General features: G+C 68.4%; 18 protein-coding genes. 15 read left to right on the top strand and 3 right to left on the bottom strand.

The genetic code is table 11. The features are described from left to right. Positions 1-1371, top strand: a complete 1371-nt coding sequence (locus ACIRA5_RS13825; protein WP_403690533.1) for an acyltransferase family protein — start codon at positions 1-3, stop codon at positions 1369-1371. Positions 1372-1443: 72 nt separating this feature from the next. Next, entirely contained in the window at positions 1444-2139 is a 696-nt protein-coding gene (locus ACIRA5_RS13820) for a demethylmenaquinone methyltransferase (protein WP_403690531.1), read from the top strand. A gap of 59 nt (positions 2140-2198) precedes the next feature. Here the strand turns inward: ACIRA5_RS13820 and ACIRA5_RS13815 are convergent, their stop codons facing one another. Both ACIRA5_RS13815 and ACIRA5_RS13810 read right to left on the bottom strand, forming a co-directional pair. Beyond that, on the bottom strand, positions 2199-2531 hold the full coding sequence (locus tag ACIRA5_RS13815; protein ID WP_403690528.1) for a PASTA domain-containing protein: 333 nt from the start codon (positions 2529-2531) through the stop codon (positions 2199-2201). A gap of 124 nt (positions 2532-2655) precedes the next feature. Beyond that, the gene (locus ACIRA5_RS13810) at positions 2656-3162 is read right to left on the bottom strand and encodes a GNAT family N-acetyltransferase (protein WP_403690525.1); all 507 of its coding nucleotides are present in this window, start codon (positions 3160-3162) and stop codon (positions 2656-2658) included. A gap of 98 nt (positions 3163-3260) precedes the next feature. Between ACIRA5_RS13810 and ACIRA5_RS13805 the strand changes: the two genes are divergently transcribed. After that, positions 3261-4556 carry a geranylgeranyl reductase family protein gene (locus ACIRA5_RS13805; protein ID WP_352046342.1) on the top strand — a complete coding sequence of 432 codons (1296 nt, stop codon included), beginning with the start codon at positions 3261-3263 and terminating at the stop codon, positions 4554-4556. A 130-nt stretch (positions 4557-4686) separates the two neighbouring features. Here the strand turns inward: ACIRA5_RS13805 and ACIRA5_RS13800 are convergent, their stop codons facing one another. Next, positions 4687-5541, bottom strand: coding sequence for a C40 family peptidase (locus tag ACIRA5_RS13800; protein ID WP_403690522.1), 855 nt, complete (start codon positions 5539-5541; stop codon positions 4687-4689). A gap of 724 nt (positions 5542-6265) precedes the next feature. On the opposite strand from ACIRA5_RS13800, the gene ACIRA5_RS13795 reads away from it, so the two are divergent. From ACIRA5_RS13795 to nuoL, 12 genes are read left to right on the top strand one after another with little or no spacing between them, the layout of a single operon-like run. Next, positions 6266-6625 (top strand): NADH-quinone oxidoreductase subunit A, encoded by a 360-nt coding sequence (locus ACIRA5_RS13795; RefSeq protein WP_007383963.1) that lies wholly within the window; start codon positions 6266-6268, stop codon positions 6623-6625. A gap of 14 nt (positions 6626-6639) precedes the next feature. Continuing rightward, positions 6640-7194, top strand: coding sequence for an NADH-quinone oxidoreductase subunit B family protein (locus tag ACIRA5_RS13790; RefSeq protein WP_003998928.1), 555 nt, complete (start codon positions 6640-6642; stop codon positions 7192-7194). After that, entirely contained in the window at positions 7191-7931 is a 741-nt protein-coding gene (locus tag ACIRA5_RS13785; RefSeq protein WP_403690521.1) for an NADH-quinone oxidoreductase subunit C, read from the top strand. The genes ACIRA5_RS13790 and ACIRA5_RS13785 overlap by 4 nt, the downstream gene beginning before the upstream one ends. Beyond that, on the top strand, positions 7928-9280 hold the full coding sequence (locus ACIRA5_RS13780; protein WP_403690519.1) for an NADH-quinone oxidoreductase subunit D: 1353 nt from the start codon (positions 7928-7930) through the stop codon (positions 9278-9280). Before ACIRA5_RS13785 ends, ACIRA5_RS13780 begins: the two co-directional genes overlap by 4 nt. Before the next feature lie 29 nt (positions 9281-9309). Then, on the top strand, positions 9310-10119 hold the full coding sequence (nuoE, locus tag ACIRA5_RS13775; protein ID WP_067367904.1) for an NADH-quinone oxidoreductase subunit NuoE: 810 nt from the start codon (positions 9310-9312) through the stop codon (positions 10117-10119). Beyond that, the gene (gene nuoF / locus ACIRA5_RS13770; RefSeq protein ID WP_352046346.1) at positions 10116-11465 is read left to right on the top strand and encodes an NADH-quinone oxidoreductase subunit NuoF; all 1350 of its coding nucleotides are present in this window, start codon (positions 10116-10118) and stop codon (positions 11463-11465) included. Before nuoE ends, nuoF begins: the two co-directional genes overlap by 4 nt. Then, positions 11462-13966: an NADH-quinone oxidoreductase subunit G gene (locus tag ACIRA5_RS13765; protein ID WP_403690515.1), complete on the top strand. Its 2505-nt coding sequence runs from the start codon at positions 11462-11464 to the stop codon at positions 13964-13966. The genes nuoF and ACIRA5_RS13765 overlap by 4 nt, the downstream gene beginning before the upstream one ends. After that, positions 13963-15336 carry an NADH-quinone oxidoreductase subunit NuoH gene (gene nuoH, locus ACIRA5_RS13760; RefSeq protein WP_352046348.1) on the top strand — a complete coding sequence of 458 codons (1374 nt, stop codon included), beginning with the start codon at positions 13963-13965 and terminating at the stop codon, positions 15334-15336. The genes ACIRA5_RS13765 and nuoH overlap by 4 nt, the downstream gene beginning before the upstream one ends. Continuing rightward, positions 15329-15931 (top strand): NADH-quinone oxidoreductase subunit NuoI, encoded by a 603-nt coding sequence (gene nuoI / locus ACIRA5_RS13755; RefSeq protein WP_388215684.1) that lies wholly within the window; start codon positions 15329-15331, stop codon positions 15929-15931. Before nuoH ends, nuoI begins: the two co-directional genes overlap by 8 nt. Further along, the gene (locus tag ACIRA5_RS13750) at positions 15928-16752 is read left to right on the top strand and encodes an NADH-quinone oxidoreductase subunit J (RefSeq protein ID WP_403690514.1); all 825 of its coding nucleotides are present in this window, start codon (positions 15928-15930) and stop codon (positions 16750-16752) included. Before nuoI ends, ACIRA5_RS13750 begins: the two co-directional genes overlap by 4 nt. Further along, positions 16749-17048, top strand: coding sequence for an NADH-quinone oxidoreductase subunit NuoK (gene nuoK / locus ACIRA5_RS13745; protein WP_018568277.1), 300 nt, complete (start codon positions 16749-16751; stop codon positions 17046-17048). The genes ACIRA5_RS13750 and nuoK overlap by 4 nt, the downstream gene beginning before the upstream one ends. Before the next feature lie 14 nt (positions 17049-17062). Continuing rightward, positions 17063-18976, top strand: a complete 1914-nt coding sequence (gene nuoL / locus ACIRA5_RS13740; RefSeq protein ID WP_403690511.1) for an NADH-quinone oxidoreductase subunit L — start codon at positions 17063-17065, stop codon at positions 18974-18976.

The raw sequence follows: 18976 nt of genomic DNA, 5'->3' as shown, positions 1-18976 counted from the left end.
ATGAGCTGGGGCTCGGAACAACAGGAGCAGCAGGGGTACGGCTACGGGTACGGGCAGCAGGTGCCGCCGCAGCCGTACGGACAGGGATACCCCCAGTACGACCAGGGATACGGGCCGCCCGCGCAGCCCGTCCAGCCCGTCCAGTACGAGCAGCCCGCCCAGTACGAGCAGCCCTGGCAGTACGTTGCCGAAGAACCGCAAGCGGCGGCCTCGAACACCATCCAGATGGACCCCGTCCAGGCGGAGTCCCGGACGGAACCGGAACCGGCACCGGCACCGGAACCGACGTCGGTGCCAGAACCAGAACCCGAACCGGATGCCGGGCTCAAGCCGAAGGGCGGCGGACGCGACCGCTACTTCGACGCGCTGCGCGCCGTCGCGCTGGTCCGTGTCGTGGCGTACCACACCTTCGGCTGGGCCTGGGCCGGCCTGGTCTTCCCGTCGATGGGCGTGATGTTCGCGCTCGCCGGCTCGCTGATGGCCAAGTCCCTGGAGCGCCCCGCGCTCAAGGTGGTCAAGAGCCGGATGCGACGGCTGCTGCCGCCCTTCTGGTTCTGGGGCTTCTTCGTCGTGGTGGCGATGCTGATCCACGACTGGATGCCGGGCTGGCAGATCGTCTTCTGGATCGTGCCGGTCGGCGACCCGCCGGGCAACCAGTGGGGCATCCAGGCCTGGGAGATCCTCTGGTACCTCAGGACGTACCTCTGGTTCGTCCTGATGTCCCCGCTGCTCCTCAAGGTCTTCCGCAAGGCCCCCCTCCCGGTCCTGCTCCTCTCCCTCGCCCCGATCCTGGTCTTCCAGTACGCCTGGCAGCCTCCGTACAACCGCTTCGGCAGCGGCCTGACGGACTTCGCCACCTTCCTGTTCTGCTGGCTGGTCGGCTTCGCGCACCGCGAGGGCGTCCTCCAGCGGCTCAAGCCCGCCCTGGTGATCCTGGCGTCGCTCGCCCTCCTGGCGTACGGCGGCTGGTACACCTTCGCGCACCAGACGGAGTTCGGTACGTACGACCTGGACGAGGTCCCCGTCGCGCAGACCTTCTGGTCGGCCGGCTTCGTGACGCTGCTGATGTACTTCAAGGCGTACTACAACGTCGACTTCGCCTGGCTCGCCCGCCTCAAGCGGCTCGACCGGATCGTGACGATCTTCAACGGACGGGCGGTGACGATCTACCTCTGGCACGAGATCGCCCTCGTGCTCGCGGTCCCGCTGATCGACCAGTTCTGGAAGGTGCCCGCCTTCGAGAAGTGGCTGCCGCTGGAGAGCCAGTGGTTCATGTTCGGCATCGGCTGGGTGCTGATCTGGGTCGCCATCCCGCTGGTCGGCTGGGTCGAGGACGTGGCCGCCAGGAAGAAGCCGAAGCTGCTCCCCTGAAGGGGGCGCGTGAGACCGGCGTACGGGCCGGGCGCCGCAGAGTCGCCCGGTCCGTGCTGCCACAATGGGGGAGTGACCCGCGCATCCCTGGACAAGCAGCCGCACGAAGTCGCCTCGATGTTCGACGACGTGGCGGAACGGTACGACCTGACGAACGACGTGCTGTCGCTCGGCCAGGACCGGGTGTGGCGCAGGGAGGTCGCGAAGGCGGTCGACGCGCGCCCCGCGCAGAAGATCCTGGACCTGGCGGCCGGTACGGCGACCTCGTCCCTGCCCTTCGCCCGCGCCGGCGCGTACGTCGTGCCCTGCGACTTCTCCCTCGGCATGCTCCGGGTCGGCAAGAAGAACCACCCATGGCTGCCGCTGACCGCGGGCGACGCGACGAAGCTGCCCTTCAAGGACGACACCTTCGACGCGGTGACGATCTCCTTCGGCCTGCGCAACGTCCAGGAGACCGACACGGCGCTGAGCGAGCTGTACCGGGTGACCAAGCCCGGCGGCCGGGTCGTGATCTGCGAGTTCTCGCACCCCACCTGGGCGCCGTTCCGCACGGTCTACACCGAGTACCTGATGCGCGCGCTGCCGCCGGTCGCCCGTGCCGTGTCCTCCAACCCCGACGCGTACGTCTATCTCGCCGAGTCCATCCGCGCCTGGCCGAACCAGCCCGAGCTCGCCGAGAAGCTGCGCAAGGCCGGCTGGTCGAAGGTGGCCTGGCGGAACCTGACGGGCGGCGTGGTGGCCCTGCACCGAGGCTTCAAGGCCGCCTGACGCCTCCGCCGCGCGGCCTGCCGCTCCCGGTTCCGGAGAGCGGCTGCCTCACGGCTGTCTCACCTGAGCACCTCGAACGGGTCCCCGGGCTCGTCGAGCTCACGGCGCATGCCGCCCGACGGCGGACCCGGCAGCCGTGGCTCCCGCACCCCCGCGCCGCCGTCCGCGTCACCGAGGTCGAACCACACGGTGACCACGGCCCCGCGCGGCACCTCGGAGCCGGGCGGCGGATATTGGCGTACGACGTAGTCGACGACGGTGAGATGGAAGTCGGGCCGGTCGGGCGCGGCGAGCAGCACACCTCGCGCGTCGGCCGTCTCGCGTGCGTCCACGGCCATCAGGCCGATGAGCCGCGGCACGCGCACTTCGGGTGTCTTGGGTGTCTGGCGCACGGACGTCACCCCCAGCGGTATCGGAAGGGTAAGCCAGGGCCCGGCCCTTCCGGAAGCCGTCGGGTGGCTGCCAGAAACCGTTCGGACGGCCGCCAGGAACTGTGAGGCGGCCTTCCAGGAGCCGTCAGAGGGCGAGGCGGTAGCAGTGCGCGGGTTCGGCCGTCGTGGGATGGGTGAAGACCTCGGCCAGTTCCATGCCGACGCGTCGGGTCACGGCGATGGAGCGCTCGTTGCCCGCTCTGACCATGGCGACGACATCCGAGACGCCCGCCGCGCGCACCCGCTCCAGGGTGGTGAGCGCGGCGGCGGTGACGTACCCCTTGCCCCAATGCGCCCGGCCGAGCCGCCACCCGATCTCGATCTTCCCCTTCGGTCCCCACTCGCGCGGCCACGGCTGCGCCCCGGTGAAGCCCAGCACCTCACCCTCCGCGTCGACCAGGGTCCACAGACAGAAACCGAGTTCGGCGTCGTGCCGGCGCTGCCGTGCGGTGAGCTCTTCGTACACCGACAGTTCGGCCGCCTTCCCACCGTGGAACTCCATGACCTCGGGGTCGGCGAAGATCCGGTGCCAGGCGAACGCGTCCTCGTCGGTGGGGACACGCAGCCGTACGTCAGGGAGAGCTCGGTTCACGGGGCAACCCTTCAGCCAGGTGATCAGTACCGCTGCATAGACTGCCCATGTCCAGTGCCCGTCAGCACGCAGATTTCGAGTCTTGGGGAGACCCCGCCGTGACCGAGCCCCAACCCCTCTCCGAAAACACCGCAGATGTGATCGTCGTCGGGGCTGGACCAGCCGGTTCCACGACCGCGTACTACCTGGCGAAGGCCGGACTCGACGTCCTGCTCCTGGAGAAGACCGCGTTCCCGAGGGAGAAGGTCTGCGGTGACGGCCTGACCCCGCGCGCCACCAAGCAGCTCGTCTCCATGGGGATCGACATCTCCGAAGAGGCCGGCTGGCTGCGCAACAAGGGCCTGCGCATCATCGGCGGCGGCGTCCGCCTCCAGCTGGACTGGCCGGATCTCGCCTCCTACCCGGACTACGGACTCGTCCGCAAGCGCGACGACTTCGACGAGCAGCTGGCCCGGCAGGCGCAGAAGGCGGGGGCACGGCTGTACGAGCGCTGCAATGTCGGCGCCCCCATCATCGACGACCGCACCGGCCGCATCACGGGCGTGCACGCGAAGCTGGGCGACGCGGGCGAGAAGCGCGAGGTCACCTTCCACGCGCCGCTGGTCGTCGCCGCCGACGGCAACTCCACCCGCCTGTCCCTGGCGATGGGCCTGCACCGCCGCGAGGACCGCCCGATGGGTGTCGCGGTCCGTACGTACTTCACGTCCCCGCGCCACGAGGACGACTACCTGGAGTCCTGGCTGGAGCTGTGGGACCGCCGGGGCGCCGAGGACCGTCTGCTGCCCGGCTACGGCTGGATCTTCGGCATGGGCGACGGCACCTCGAACGTCGGCCTCGGCGTGCTCAACACCTCCGACTCCTTCAAGGAGCTGGACTGGCGCGAGGTCCTGAAGGCCTGGTGCGCGTCCATGCCGGAGGACTGGGGCTACACGCCGGAGAACATGACCGGCCCGATCCGCGGCGCTGCCCTCCCCATGGCCTTCAACCGCCAACCGCACTACACCAAGGGTCTGCTGCTGGTCGGCGACGCCGGCGGCCTGGTCAACCCCTTCAACGGCGAGGGCATCGCCTACGCCATGGAGTCCGGCCAGATCGCCGCGGACGTCATCGTGCAGGCCCACGCCCGCGCGACGCCCACCCAGCGAGAACTGGCCCTCCAGCGCTACCCCCGTGTCCTCAAGGACACCTACGGCGGCTACTACACGCTCGGCCGCGCCTTCGTGAAGCTCATCGGCAACCCGAAGGTCATGAAGATCGCGGCCCAGCGCGGCCTGACCCACCCGCTCCTGATGAAGTTCACCCTCAAGATGCTCGCGAACCTCACGGACCCGACGGGCGGCGACGCGATGGACCGCATCATCAACGGCCTCTCGAAGGTGGCACCGAAGGCCTGACGCCATCACGGGGTCGCCCGGGGACCCGGGCGACCTCCGGGGGCGCTCCGGTCCCCTCAGGACAGCACGACGAGGCCGCCACCCATCGGGTGGCGGCCTTCACGCCGTATGACTCACAAAGTCCCGCGACTCAGAGAACGCGCACCGCGCCCGTGGCCGGGTAGCCCGAAAGGTTCTGAATCACCACACCCTTGGAGGGGTTGGCCGCGTCCAGGTACTGGCCGTTACCGATGTACACACCCACGTGGTACGCCGAACCGGCCGAACCCCAGTACAGGATGTCGCCGACCTGGATGTTGGACAGCGAGACCGGCGTACCCGACGTCGACTGGTCCTGCGAGACGCGCGGCAGGTCGACACCGACCTGCCGGAACGCGGCCTGCACGAGGCCGGAGCAGTCCCAGGCGTTGGGGCCCGTACCGCCCATCACGTACGCGTCGCCGACCTGAGCCTTGAGGAACGCGATGACGGTGGCGACACTGCCGCTGGCCGGGGCGGAGACGGTCGAACTCGAGGAGCCCGAGGAGCCCGCGGAGCCCGAGGAGCTGGACAGGACGGTCCGCGTGGACGACCGGGAGGCGGCCTGTTCGGCCGCGGCCTTCCGTGCGTCCTCGGCCTTCTTCTTGGCCTCGGCCTTCTTCTTGGCGTCCGCGAGGTCCGCCTTGGCTTGCTTCGCGGCCTTTGCGGCGGCCGCGTCGCGCTCGGCCTGCAGCTCGTAGTTCGCGGCTGCCTGCTGCGTGGCGTCCGCGGACTGCGCCAGCTGAGTGGCCAGGTCGGCCGTCAGGGTGGGCAGTTCGAGGGTCTGAGTAACGGGCTCGGCCGCGTTCGCCGAACCAGACGCACCGGCCACGGCCAAGGTGCTGAGAACGCCACCGGCAACTCCGGCACGCATCGCTAGCGTCGACGCGTTGCGGCGGGGCTTCCGGTGGTTGCGTATGTGAGCGGTGTGGGACATGGGTACAACCGGTATCAGGGACTCCCTCATACCTTCAAGAAACGTGTGGTGCGCCACAGTTGTTCAATCCGCGGCCGAATCCGCGGCGCGTCACTTCTTATTGACGCCGTAACGGGCATTCTGGACAGAGGTGATCAAGCCTGTGATCATGCTGTTTCCGTATTACGTCCGAATTGCCCTCTGCCTACCACTGGTCGCAGCCTGTGGCCAAGGCCGGCTTATCTGACCCATAGGTTGATGTGACGCAGGTCACGGAACGGTCACCGGGCCGGCTGCGCCTCGCGCGCACCTCTCGACTGCCCCGCGCTCGTGAACGCATGCACGCGCCGACGCCCGTCCACATCCGTCCACGCCCCTCCCCTGATGTGTGAACGCGCTCCTCTATCAAGCCCCTGCGTCCAGCACCAATTTGCATGCGTCGGAAGTCTCTTGATATGGAGACGCCGCCCCGGACCTGTGGTGACGAGCGGAAATGTCACATCTGGTGATCGCACGGACGCTTCGCGTATGAAGATCACTGCTCATCCGACTTCATGATCCTTCGTCAGGTGGTGGAGATCACAAAGCTTGTGCAATACCCCGTGTCGCAGATCACAGACCGGCGGGCATAAGATGCGAGGCAGTTGGGCTTGTGACCTGCTTCACATGTACGCGATCTTCGTCGGGACGCACGGGGCTCGTGGGACGGGTGGGGCGGAAGTGCTTGCCTGACGCAACCGCCAGCAGTCAGTGCCGACTGAGAGGAGCGAGGAGCGTGAACGCGTATGCGCCGATCCTCGTACTGGGAGCCCTCGGGGCAGGCTTTGCGATCTTCTCCGTGGTCATGGCCACGCTTATCGGTCCAAAGCGATACAACCGGGCCAAGCTCGAGGCCTACGAGTGCGGTATCGAGCCGACCCCCACGCCGGCCGGCGGCGGGCGCTTCCCCATCAAGTACTACCTGACGGCGATGCTCTTCATCGTCTTCGACATCGAGATCGTCTTCCTCTACCCCTGGGCCGTCACCTTCGACGCCCTGGGTGTTTTCGGGCTCGTGGAGATGCTGCTCTTCGTGCTCACCGTCTTCGTCGCGTACGCGTACGTATGGCGGCGCGGCGGCCTGGAATGGGACTGAGGGGCCTTTAAGACATGGGACTCGAAGAAAAGCTGCCGAGTGGATTCCTGCTGACCACCGTCGAGCAGGCCGCGGGCTGGGTGCGCAAGGCGTCCGTCTTCCCCGCCACGTTCGGACTCGCCTGCTGCGCCATCGAGATGATGACGACCGGCGCGGGCCGCTACGACCTCGCGCGCTTCGGCATGGAGGTCTTCCGCGGCTCACCGCGCCAGGCCGACCTCATGATCGTCGCCGGCCGCGTCAGCCAGAAGATGGCGCCGGTGCTGCGGCAGGTCTATGACCAGATGCCCAACCCCAAGTGGGTGATCTCCATGGGGGTCTGTGCCTCATCGGGCGGAATGTTCAACAACTACGCCATTGTGCAGGGCGTCGACCACATCGTCCCGGTCGACATCTATTTGCCCGGCTGTCCGCCGCGCCCCGAGATGCTGATGGACGCGATCCTCAAGCTCCACCAGAAGATCCAGACCTCCAAGCTCGGCGTGAACGCCGAGGAGGCGGCCCGCGAGGCGGAGGAAGCGGCGCTCAAGGCGCTTCCCACCATCGAGATGAAGGGCCTGCTGCGGTGAGCGACGCGAACGGCAACGGGGTGAACCCCGAGAAGGACCTCGGCGCCTCGAACCTCCCCGGCCAGCGCGGCGAGGGCGGCGAGGAGATCCGCGTCCAGCGCGGCATGTTCGGCGCCAACAACGGGGGCGACACCACCGGCTACGGAGGCCTGGTCCGCTCCGTCCGGCTGCCCGGCCCGGCCACTCGCCCCTACGGCGGCTGGTTCGACGAGGTCGCCGACGAGCTGGAAGGCGCCCTGGAGGAACAGGGACTCGTCCCCGACAACGTCATCGAGAAGACGATCGTCGACCGCGACGAGCTCTCCTTCCACATCGAACGCGAGTACCTGCTCCGGGTCGCCCAGACCCTCCGCGACGACCCGGCCCTGCGCTTCGAACTGTGCACGGGCGTGAGCGGAGTGCATTACCCCAGCGACAAGGGCCGGGAGCTGCACGCCGTCTACCACCTGCGCTCGATCACCCACAACCGGCTGATCCGCCTCGAAGTCAGCGCCCCCGACGCCGACCCGCACGTCCCCTCGCTCGTCTCCGTCTACCCGACGAACGACTGGCACGAGCGCGAGACGTACGACTTCTTCGGCCTGATCTTCGACGGCCACCCGGCACTGACGCGGATCATGATGCCGGACGACTGGCAGGGCCACCCCCAGCGCAAGGACTACCCCCTCGGTGGCATCCCCATCGAGTACAAGGGCGCCCAGATCCCTGCTCCGGACCAGCGGAGGTCGTACTCATGAGCACGCAGACCCCTTCTTCCGGTTCTTCCGGCGCGTCCGCCGCGGCGGCGCGGGAGACGACCGAGGGCACCGTATATACGGTCACCGGTGGCGACTGGGACGAGATCGCCCAGTCCGCGGCGAAGTCCGACGACGAACGCATCATCGTCAACATGGGCCCGCAGCACCCGTCCACCCACGGCGTGCTCCGGCTCATCCTGGAGATCGACGGTGAGACGGTCACCGAGGCCCGCTGCGGCATCGGCTACCTCCACACCGGCATCGAGAAGAACCTCGAGTTCCGCACGTGGACCCAGGGCACCACGTTCGTGACGCGCATGGACTATCTGACGCCGTTCTTCAACGAGACGGCCTACTGTCTCGCCGTCGAGAAGCTCCTCGGCATCGAGGACCAGATCCCCGACCGCGCCACGATCATCCGCGTCCTCCTGATGGAGCTGAACCGACTCTCCTCCCACCTGGTGTGCATCGCCACCGGAGGCATGGAACTCGGCGCCACCACGATCATGATCTACGGGTTCCGCGATCGTGAACTCATCCTCGACATCTACGAGCTGATCACCGGCCTGCGGATGAACCACGCGTACATCCGCCCCGGCGGACTCGCCCAGGACCTGCCGCCCGGCGCGGTGGACCAGATCCGCGAGTTCGTGAAGAAGATGCACAAGAACCTTCCCGAGTACGACAAGCTCGCCACCGGGAACCCCATCTTCAAGGCACGTATGCAGGACGTCGGCTACCTCGACCTGGCCGGCTGCATGGCCCTCGGCGCCACCGGCCCCGTCCTGCGCTCCGCGGGCCTGCCGCACGACCTGCGCAAGGCCCAGCCGTACTGCGGCTACGAGACGTACGACTTCGAGATCCCGACCGCCGACACCTGCGACTCCTACGGGCGCTTCCTGATCCGCCTGGAGGAAATGCGCCAGTCGCTGCACATCGTCGAGCAGTGCCTGGACCGGCTGCAGCCCGGCCCGGTCATGGTCGCCGACAAGAAGATCGCCTGGCCCGCCCAGCTCGCACTGGGCCCCGACGGTCTCGGCAACTCCCTCGACCACATCAAGAAGATCATGGGCACCTCCATGGAGGCCCTGATCCACCACTTCAAGCTGGTGACCGAGGGCTTCCGCGTCCCGCCGGGACAGGCGTACGCGGCGGTCGAGTCGCCCAAGGGCGAGCTCGGGGTGCACGCCGTGTCCGACGGAGGCACCCGCCCCTACCGGGTCCACTTCCGCGACCCGTCCTTCACCAATCTGCAGGCCATGGCGGCGATGTGCGAGGGCGGCCAGGTCGCCGACGTCATCGTCGCCGTCGCGTCCATCGACCCCGTGATGGGAGGCGTCGACCGGTGACCACCACCCCCGAGGGCGTCAGCCTGGGCATGCCCCAACTGCCCGCGCCCGACTATCCGGACGACGTCCGGGCCCGGCTCGAGGCGGACGCGCGCGAGATCGTCGCCCGCTACCCGGACTCCCGTTCGGCGCTCCTTCCGTTGCTGCATCTCGTGCAGTCGGAGGAGGGCCATGTCACGCGCACGGGGCAGCGGTTCTGCGCGGACGTACTGAACCTGACCACGGCCGAGGTCACCGCTGTCGCGACCTTCTACTCGATGTACCGGCGCAAGCCGAGCGGTGACTACCAGGTGGGTGTGTGCACCAACACCCTGTGCGCGGTCATGGGCGGCGACGCGATCTTCGAGGCCCTGCAGGACCACCTGGGCGTCGGCAACGGCGAGACCACCGACGACGGCAAGGTCACGCTGGAGCACATCGAGTGCAACGCGGCCTGCGACTTCGCACCGGTCGTGATGGTCAACTGGGAGTTCTTCGACAACCAGACCGTGGCCTCCGCGAAGCGCCTCGTGGACGACCTGCGCACGGGAGCACAGGTCGCACCCACCCGCGGCGCCCCCTTGTGCACCTTCAAGGACACCGCGCGGATCCTGGCGGGCTTCCCCGACGAGCGCGAGGGAGCCGTGGAGGCGGGCGGCAGCGCGGGCCCCGCCTCACTGATCGGTCTCCGCCTGGCCAAGGGGGAGAGCGTCCACGCGCGCGTGGTCCACCCACGAGGCGGCGGGGCGCCGCAGGACCAGCCGCCGGCCGAGCACCTGAGCTCGCACGACGCGCCGCAGGACACATCGGCCTCCGATCCGTCGCACCCGGCGGGTCCCGCAGCCGAGGAGGGGGAGTGATGACGTTGGCACCCGAGATCGACGAGACCAGCCCGGAGAAGCTGCTCGCACCCGTGCTGTCGGCCTTCTGGGACGAGGAGAAGGCCTGGACGCTGGACGTCTACCGGAGGCACGAGGGGTACGAGGGGCTGCGCAAGGCGCTGGCCATGTCGCCCGACGACCTGATCGCGTACGTCAAGGACTCCGGTCTGCGCGGCCGGGGCGGCGCGGGATTCCCCACCGGAATGAAGTGGCAGTTCATTCCTCAGGGCGATGGCAAACCTCACTATCTAGTTGTCAACGCCGACGAATCGGAACCGGGAACCTGCAAGGACATCCCGCTCCTCTTCGCGAACCCGCACAGCCTCATCGAGGGCATTGTGATCGCGTGTTATGCCATCCGGTCTTCGCATGCGTTCATCTATCTCCGCGGTGAAGTCGTCCCCGTGTTGCGGCGGTTGCACGAGGCCGTTCGAGAGGCCTACGCGGCGGGCTACCTGGGCGAGAACATCCTCGGCAGCGGACTCGACCTCAAGCTCACCGTGCACGCGGGCGCGGGCGCGTACATCTGCGGTGAGGAGACCGCACTGCTCGACTCGCTCGAAGGCCGCCGTGGTCAACCGCGGCTCCGTCCCCCCTTCCCAGCCGTCGCGGGCCTCTACGCGTGCCCGACTGTGGTGAATAACGTCGAGTCGATCGCGTCAGTTCCCGCAATCCTCCGAAAAGGCAAGGAATGGTTCAGGTCGATGGGCAGCGAGAAGTCCCCGGGCTTCACGCTGTACTCGCTCAGCGGCCACGTCGCCAGCCCCGGCCAGTACGAGGCTCCGCTCGGCATCACACTCCGTCAACTCCTCGAGATGAGCGGCGGGATGCGCCCCGGCCACCGGTTGAAGTTCTGGACGCCGGGCGGCTCCTCGACCCCGATGTTCACCGACGAGCACCTCGACGTCCCTCTTGATTACGAAGGAGTGGGTGCCGCGGGTTCCATGCTCGGCACAAAAGCACTCCAGTGCTTCGACGAGACGACCTGCGTCGTGCGGGCGGTCACCCGGTGGACCGAGTTCTACGCCCACGAGTCCTGCGGCAAGTGCACGCCCTGCCGCGAAGGGACCTACTGGCTCGTGCAGTTGCTGCGCGACATCGAGGCCGGCAAGGGCGTCATGTCGGACCTCGACAAGCTCAACGACATCGCCGACAACATCAACGGCAAGTCGTTCTGCGCCCTCGGCGACGGCGCCGCCTCGCCGATCTTCTCCTCGCTCAAGTACTTCCGCGAGGAGTACGAGGAGCACATCACGGGCCGCGGCTGCCCCTTTGACCCGGCCAAGTCCACGGCTTGGGCCGACCGCACGGAGGTGAACGCATGACGGTGACCACCAGCGCTCCCTCGGGAGGGGGAGAGGCGGCGGTTCCGCCGGAGGATCTCGTCTCGCTGACGATCGACGGAGCCGAGATCAGCGTGCCCAAGGGCACCCTGGTCATCCGGGCCGCCGAACAGCTCGGCATCGAGATCCCCCGGTTCTGCGACCATCCGCTGCTCGACCCGGCCGGCGCCTGCCGCCAGTGCATCGTCGAGGTCGAGGGCCAGCGCAAGCCCATGGCGTCCTGCACGATCACGTGTACGGACGGAATGGTGGTGAAGACTCACCTCACCTCGCCCGCCGCCGAAAAGGCCCAGCACGGTGTGATGGAGCTGCTGCTCATCAACCACCCGCTGGACTGCCCGGTCTGCGACAAGGGCGGCGAGTGCCCGCTGCAGAACCAGGCGATGTCGCACGGCAACGCCGAATCCCGCTTCGAGGGCAAGAAGCGGACCTACGAGAAGCCGGTCCCGATCTCCACGCAGGTACTGCTCGACCGCGAGCGGTGCGTGCTGTGCGCCCGCTGCACCCGCTTCTCCAACCAGATCGCGGGTGACCCGATGATCGAGCTGATCGAGCGGGGCGCGCTCCAGCAGGTCGGCACCGGCGAGGGCGACCCGTTCGAGTCGTACTTCTCCGGGAACACCATCCAGATCTGCCCGGTGGGCGCGCTGACCTCGGCGGCGTATCGCTTCCGCTCGCGTCCGTTCGACCTCGTCTCCTCGCACTCGGTGTGCGAGCACTGCGCGGGCGGCTGCGCGACCCGCACCGACCACCGTCGCGGCAAGGTCATGCGGCGCCTGGCCTCCCCCGACCCCGAGGTCAACGAGGAGTGGCTCTGCGACAAGGGGCGGTTCGGGTTCCGGTACGCGCAGCAGCGGGACCGGCTCGAGACACCCCTTGTACGGGGTGAGTCGGGTGAACTGGAGCCCGCTTCCTGGCCCGAAGCCCTGGAGGCGGCGGCCCGGGGACTGTCGGCGGCCCGCGGCCGGACCGGCGTCCTGACCGGTGGCCGTCTCACCGTCGAGGACGCCTACGCCTACAGCAAGTTCGCGCGCGTGGCCCTCGACACGAACGACATCGACTTCCGCGCGCGCGTGCACAGCGCCGAGGAGGCCGACTTCCTGGCCTCCCGGGTCGCCGGACACGGACGGGACCTCGACGGTACGGGCCTCACGTACACCTCTTTGGAGAAGGCGCCCGCCGTCCTGCTCGTCGGCTTCGAGTCCGAGGAGGAGGCGCCCGGAGTCTTCCTGCGGCTGCGCAAGGCCTGGCGCGGACATGGACAGAAGACGTTCTCGCTCGCCACGTACGCGACACGCGGCCTGGACAAGGCGGGCGGCACGTTGCTGCCCGCCGCGCCCGGCACCGAGACCGAGTGGCTGGACGCCCTCGCGAGCGGCGTCGGCCTGGAGGGCGACGGTGCCAAGGCCGCCGAGGCGCTGCGCACCGAGGGTGCGGTGATCATCGTCGGCGAGCGGCTCGCGGGCGTGGCGGGCGGGCTCACCGCCGCCGTACGGGCGGCGTCCGCGACCGGCGCCACGCTGGTGTGGATCCCGCGCCGGGCCGGGGAGCGCGGCGCGATCGAGGCGGGCGCGCTGCCGTCGCTGCTGCCGGGCGGGCGTCCGGCCACCGATCCGCGCGCGCGGGAGGAGGTCGCTGCCGCCTGGGGCGTCTCCGAACTTCCGCACCGCTACGGGCGCGACACCGGCCAGATCGTCGAGGCCGCCATCGGCGGGGAGCTGCGGGCCCTGGTGGTGGCGGGCGTGGAGATCGCCGACCTCCCCGACCCGGCACGCGCGCGTGCGGCCCTTTCCGAAGTCGGCTTCCTGGTGTCGCTCGAACTGCGGCCCGGTGAGGTCACCGAGCACGCGGATGTCGTCCTCCCAGTGGCCGCGGTGGTCGAGAAGGCGGGCACCTTCCTGAACTGGGAGGGCAGGGTGCGCTTCTTCGAGGCCGCGCTCAAGCCCGACCAGATGACCCGCCGCCTGGCACCCACCGACGCGCGTGTCCTGCAGATGCTCGCCGACGCCATGGACGTACACCTGGGTCTGCCGGATCTGCGCACCACGCGCGGGGAGCTGGACCGGCTCGGTCCCTGGGGCGGCCTGCGGGCCACCGGGCCCGTGGAGATCGCGGCATCGCTGCCGCGTCCCGCCGCGGGGGAGGCCGTGCTCGCGGGCCACCGGCTGTTGCTCGACCAGGGCCGCCTCCAGGAGGGCGACGACGCGCTCGCCGGGACCCGGCATGCCGCACGCGCGCGGGTGTCGGCCGCCACGGCCGCCGAGGCGGGCGTCAAGGAAGGCGACCTCCTCGCGGTCACCAGTAGCGCCGGAACCGTCGAACTCCCGCTGCAGATCACCGAGATGCCCGACCGCGTGGTCTGGCTCCCGTTGAACTCCACCGGAGGGGGCGTCGCCTCCGACACGGGGGCGCTGCCCGGCGCACTCGTCCGCATCGGCCCGGCGACGCTCGCCACCGAGGCCCCCAAGGAGGTGGAGGCATGACGCCGTACCTCGCCGCTGAAGACCTCTCCATGTTCGGCCGCGACCCCTGGTGGCTGGTCGTCGTCAAGGCGGTCTTCTGCTTCGCCTTCCTGATGGTGACCGTGCTCTTCTCCATCGTGTGGGAGCGCAAGGTCGTCGCCTGGATGCAGCTGCGCATCGGACCCAACCGGCACGGCCCCTGGGGCATGCTCCAGTCGCTCGCCGACGGCGTCAAACTGATGCTCAAGGAAGACGTCATCGTCAAACGCGCGGACAAGGTGGTCTACATCCTCGCGCCGATCGTCGCGGCCATCCCGGCCTTCATGGCGATCGCGGTGATCCCCTTCGGACCCGCAGGCAACGAGATCTCGATCTTCGGCCACCGCACCACGATGCAGCTCACGGACCTGCCGATCGCGATGCTCTACATCCTCGCGGTCGCCTCGGTGGGCATCTACGGGATCGTGCTGGCGGGTTGGAGTTCTGGATCCACCTACCCGCTGCTGGGCGGTCTGCGGTCCTGCGCGCAGATGATCTCGTACGAGATCGCCATGGGCGCCGCTTTCGCCTCGGTGTTCCTCTACTCCGGGTCGATGTCGACCTCGACGATCGTGGAACAGCAGCACGACCGCTGGTACATCATCCTGCTGCCGGTCTCGTTCCTGATCTACATCATCACGATGGTCGGCGAGACCAACCGCGCCCCCTTCGACATGCCGGAGTCCGAGGGCGACCTCGTCGGCGGTTTCAACACCGAGTACTCGTCCATCAAGTTCGCGCTGTTCATGCTCGCCGAGTACGTGAACATGGTGACGGTCTCGGCCGTGTCGACCACGCTCTTCCTGGGCGGCTGGCGGGCCCCGTGGCCCATCAGCACCTTCTGGGAGGGTGCCAACCACGGCTGGTGGCCGATGCTCTGGTTCGTGGTGAAGGTGCAGCTGCTGCTGTTCTTCTTCATCTGGCTGCGCGGCACGCTGCCGCGCGTCCGCTACGACCAGCTGATGAAGCTCGGCTGGAAGGTCCTCATCCCGGTCTCCGTGGTCTGGCTGATGCTCGTCGCGACCGTACGGACCCTCAGGAACGAGAACTACGACTTCGCCGACATCGCCCTGTACGTCGGCGGCGGTGTCCTCGTCCTGCTGCTGCTCTCGTTCGCCGCGGACATCTTCCGCGACAAGCAGGGCGCCCAGGAAGCGCCCGCCGAGCCCGCCGCCTTCGACCCGATGGCCGGTGGATTCCCGGTGCCGCCACTGCCGGGACAGGAGCTGCCACCCGTGCCGCGGCGCCGCCCGCGACGCGAGCGCGAGTTGATTGTCAGTGGTGGGTCCGATACTGCGAGTGACGGATCGAATGGCGGAACTCGTGACGGAAAGGAGGGGTCCGATGGCTGAGGAGCCGAAGGAGACCAAGCCCGGTTTCCAGAACCCCGTCGCCGGCTTCGGCGTGACCTTCAAGGCCATGTTCAAGAAGCGCCTGACGGAGCAGTACCCGGAGCAGCAGAAGACCACCGCCCCGCGGTTCCACGGCCGGCACCAGCTCAACCGCCACCCGGACGGTCTGGAGAAGTGCATCGGCTGCGAGCTGTGCGCCTGGGCCTGCCCCGCGGACGCCATCTATGTGGAGGGCGCGGACAACACCGAGGAGGAGCGCTACTCGCCGGGCGAGCGGTACGGCCGCGTCTACCAGATCAACTACGCCCGCTGCATCCTGTGCGGCCTGTGCATCGAGGCGTGCCCCACCCGCGCGCTCACGATGACGAACGAGTTCGAGCTAGCCGACTCCAGCCGCGCCAACCTCATCTACACCAAGGAGCAGTTGCTCGCCGGGCTCGACGAGGGCATGGTCGACACGCCGCACTCGATCTTCCCCGGCACGGACGAGCAGGACTACTACCGGGGTCTGGTGACCGAGGCGGCGCCGGGCACGGAGCGCCAAGTCGCCGTCTCCAAGGGTGAGAAGCCCACGGAAGAGGGGGTGGGGGCATGACCGGCCTGGCCGCCTACTCCACCTCCACCGGAGAGGCCTTCCAGTTCTGGGTCCTCGGCACGGTCGCCGTGATCGGCGCCCTGTGCACCGTCTTCATGAAGAAGGCCGTGCACAGCGCGCTCTGTCTCGCCGGGACCATGATCGTCTTGGCGGTTTTCTACCTCGCCAACGGCGCCTACTTCCTGGGCGTCGTGCAGATCGTCGTCTACACCGGCGCGATCATGATGCTGTTCCTCTTCGTGGTCATGCTCGTCGGTGTCACCGCGGCGGACTCCCTGAAAGAGACCATCAAGGGACAGCGCTGGCTGGCCCTGCTGTGTGGTCTCGGCTTCGGCGTCCTGCTGATCGCGGGCATCGGCAACGCGTCCCTGAAGGACTTCAACGGCCTGGGCAAGGCCAACGCCAACGGGAATGTGGAGGGCCTCGCCGCCCTCATCTTCACGAAGTACGTGTTCGCCTTCGAAATCACCGGCGCCCTGCTCATCACGGCCGCCGTCGGCGCCATGGTGCTCACGCACCGCGAGCGTACCGAGCGCGCCAAGACCCAGCGCGAGCTGTCCGAGCAGCGCGTACGGGAAGGCAAGCACGTACCGCCGCTGCCGGCCCCCGGTGTCTACGCCCGGCACAACGCGGTGGACATCGCGGGCCTCCTTCCGGACGGCACCTCGTCCGAGCTGACCGTCAGCAAGACGCTGCGGGACCGCGGCCAGATCCGTGACGTGTCCACCGAGGCGCTGAGCGATCTGAAGGCGCTGGAGCAGCGGGCCGAAGAACGCCTGGAGCGCACGAAGACGGAGAAGACGGAGGAGGCGTCCAAGTGAACCCGGTCAACTACCTCTATCTCGCCGCCCTGTTGTTCACGATCGGCGCCACCGGAGTGCTGATCAGACGCAACGCGATCGTGGTGTTCATGTGCGTCGAGCTCATGCTCAACGCCTGCAACCTCGCGTTCGTCGTCTTCTCCCGCATGCACGGCAATCTCGACGGCCAGATCATCGCCTTCTTCACGATGGTCGTCGCCGCCGCGGAGGTCGTGGTCGGGCTCGCGATCATCGTGTCGCTCTTCCGTTCCCGCCACTCGGCCTCGGTCGACGACGCCAGCCTGATGAAGCTGTAAGGGGTCGCTGAATCGTGGAGAACCTGATTGCGCTGCTGGTAGCGGCGCCTCTGCTCGGAGCGGCCGTACTGCTGTGCGGCGGCCGGCGGCTCGATGCCGTCGGCCACTGGATCGGCACGGCGCTCGCGGCCGCGTCCTTCGTGATCGGCGCGGTCCTCTTCGCCGACATGCTGGGCAAGAGCGCGGACCACCGGGCCATGAGCCAGTACCTGTTCAGCTGGGTCCCCGTCGAGGGCTTCCAGGCGGACGTCTCCTTCCAGCTCGACCAGCTGTCGATGACGTTCGTCCTGCTGATCACCGGTGTCGGCTCACTGATCCACCTGTATTCGATCGGCTACATGGAGCACGACGAGCGGCGCCGCCGCTTCTTCGGCTACCTGAACCTGTTCCTCGCGGCGATGCTGCTGCTCGTCCTCGCCGACAACTACCTGCTGCTGTACGTCGGCTGGGAGGGCGTCGGCCTCGCCTCGTACCTGCTGATCGGCTTCTGGCAGCACAAGCCCAGCGCCGCCACCGCCGCGAAGAAGGCCTTCCTGGTCAACCGCGTCGGCGACATGGGCCTGTCGATCGCCATCATGCTGATGTTCACCACCTTCGGTTCCTTCGCCTTCGGGCCGGTGCTCGGTACCGAGGGGCACCCGGGGCTCGTCGGTGGCGCGACCGAGGGCAAGCTCACCGCCGTCGCCCTGATGCTGCTGCTCGCCGCCTGCGGCAAGTCCGCCCAGGTGCCGCTGCAGTCCTGGCTCGGGGACGCGATGGAGGGCCCGACCCCGGTCTCGGCCCTCATCCACGCCGCGACCATGGTGACCGCGGGTGTCTACCTGATCGTCCGCTCCGCCGCGATCTTCAACGCCGCGCCCGACGCCCAGCTCGTCGTCACCGTGGTCGGCGCCGTCACGCTCCTGTTCGGTGCGATCGTCGGTTGCGCGAAGGACGACATCAAGAAGGCGCTCGCCGGATCGACGATGTCGCAGATCGGCTACATGGTGCTGGCCGCGGGCCTCGGCCCCATCGGTTACGTCTTCGCGATCATGCACCTGGTGACGCACGGCTTCTTCAAGGCCGGATTGTTCCTCGGCGCCGGCTCGGTCATGCACGGCATGAACGACGAGGTCGACATGCGCAAGTACGGCGGCCTGCGCACGTACATGCCGATCACCTTCGTCACCTTCGGCCTCGGCTACCTCGCCATCATCGGCTTCCCGGGCCTGTCCGGCTTCTTCTCCAAGGACAAGATCATCGAGGCGGCCTTCGCGAAGGGCGGCACCGAGGGCTGGATCCTCGGCGGCGCGGCCCTGCTGGGCGCGGCCATCACGGCGTACTACATGACCCGCGTGATGATCATGACGTTCTTCGGGGAGAAGCGCTGGCAGCCGGACGCCGAAGGTCATGAGCCGCACCCGCACGAGTCCCCGAGGTCCATGACGATCCCCATGATCGTGCTGGCCTTCGGATCGGTCTTCGCGGGCGGTTTCTTCAGTATCGGTGACCGCTTCCTCAACTGGCTGGAGCCGGTCACCGGGCACTCGGAGGGCGACTCGCCCGTCAGCGCCCTCACGGTCACGCTGGCCACCATGGTGCTGCTCGTCGTCGGCGCCGGAATCGCGTACGCCCAGTACGGGCGCAGCCCCGTCCCGGTCGTCGCCCCGCGCGGTTCCCTGCTCACCCGGGCCGCCCGGCGCGACCTGCTCCAGGACGACTTCAACCACGTCGTGCTGGTGCGCGGCGGGGAGCACCTCACACGCTCCCTGGTGTACGTCGACCACACTCTGGTCGACGGGGTCGTCAACGGCACCGCGGCCTCCATGGGCGGCCTCTCCGGGCGGCTGCGCAAACTGCAGAACGGCTATGCGCGCAGTTACGCGGTCTCGATGTTCGGCGGTGTGGCGATCCTCGTCGCCGCGACCCTGCTGATGAGGGCGGTCTGA

The organism is Streptomyces sp. NPDC096311 (assembly GCF_044763085.1).
GTDB lineage: Bacteria > Actinomycetota > Actinomycetes > Streptomycetales > Streptomycetaceae > Streptomyces.
The sequence above is the reverse complement of the archived record's forward strand: the minus strand, read 5'-3'. Positions and strand labels throughout refer to the sequence as shown.

Coding starts and splice junctions, on each gene's coding strand:
- ACIRA5_RS13825 (WP_403690533.1), top strand. CDS start 1: ATGAGCTGGGGCTCGGAACAACAGGAGCAGCAGGGGTACGGCTACGGG.
- ACIRA5_RS13800 (WP_403690522.1), bottom strand. CDS start 5,541: ATGAGGGAGTCCCTGATACCGGTTGTACCCATGTCCCACACCGCTCAC.
- ACIRA5_RS13790 (WP_003998928.1), top strand. CDS start 6,640: ATGGGACTCGAAGAAAAGCTGCCGAGTGGATTCCTGCTGACCACCGTC.
- ACIRA5_RS13780 (WP_403690519.1), top strand. CDS start 7,928: ATGAGCACGCAGACCCCTTCTTCCGGTTCTTCCGGCGCGTCCGCCGCG.
- nuoE (WP_067367904.1), top strand. CDS start 9,310: ATGCCCCAACTGCCCGCGCCCGACTATCCGGACGACGTCCGGGCCCGG.
- ACIRA5_RS13765 (WP_403690515.1), top strand. CDS start 11,462: ATGACGGTGACCACCAGCGCTCCCTCGGGAGGGGGAGAGGCGGCGGTT.
- nuoH (WP_352046348.1), top strand. CDS start 13,963: ATGACGCCGTACCTCGCCGCTGAAGACCTCTCCATGTTCGGCCGCGAC.
- nuoI (WP_388215684.1), top strand. CDS start 15,329: ATGGCTGAGGAGCCGAAGGAGACCAAGCCCGGTTTCCAGAACCCCGTC.
- ACIRA5_RS13750 (WP_403690514.1), top strand. CDS start 15,928: ATGACCGGCCTGGCCGCCTACTCCACCTCCACCGGAGAGGCCTTCCAG.